The organism is Sphingobacterium shayense (assembly GCF_013179575.1).
In the GTDB taxonomy this organism is placed as follows: domain Bacteria; phylum Bacteroidota; class Bacteroidia; order Sphingobacteriales; family Sphingobacteriaceae; genus Sphingobacterium; species Sphingobacterium shayense.
The window spans coordinates 1-695 of record NZ_JABMCQ010000350.1; the positions used below are offsets into that span (position 1 = coordinate 1).

1 protein-coding gene is annotated in these 695 nt (G+C 42.3%); it reads right to left on the minus strand.

Features of this window, described 5'->3' with window-relative positions:
- The coding region (locus HP439_RS19305; protein ID WP_246229431.1) for a RagB/SusD family nutrient uptake outer membrane protein at window positions 1-549 on the minus strand (549 nt) is incomplete at its 3' end.
- Window positions 550-695 lie beyond the last annotated feature (146 nt).

Below are 695 nucleotides of genomic sequence, written 5' to 3' on the forward strand. Positions count from 1 at the left end.
CACGCATTCTTCAAAAGTGTTTCGCACAGATGGTATTACATCGTCCGCATGATAAACACTGTCTCCCATCAACGGTACGCCTCCATAATGCTCTAAGAGAATAAAGTAATAGTATGCTCGCAAAAACCGGGCTTCGGCCTTTACCCGAATCTTAATATCGTCGCCGAATTTAGCCACGGAAAGATTCTTCAGTAAAATGTTAGCGCGACGTATATTAGAATAGCTAGTTGACCAAGCATCTTTCGTAATCATGTTGGAGTTTACCGTTCCGGTAGCAAATTGTATAAAAGTATTTATTGTACCCAAGCCTGCTCCTTCCGCCTCATCGGTACTCGCATCCACTCCTCCCCCACCAAAACGCTTGGGCCAACTGGCGAAACCAATATCAGCGTATATCCCCGAAAGAAAATTAATAGTGTAGGAGCTGTCAGAAAAGACGACCTGTTCATTGAGATCTGTAGATTGTGTAGAATCTAGAAACCCCTGTTTTTCGCATGAGCCAAATGCTAGTACGGCTAATACTACGTATATTAAATACCCCTTTTTCATAATTTGATCTATAATGTATCCTACTTTATCAAACATTATTTGCTGCCACCTATCGGTGGCAACCTTTTCATTTCAACTGACTAAGTGAAAACGGTCTGGACTGCTTTGAAATACCTCTATCCCTATTGGGAGAGGGGCCCATGACA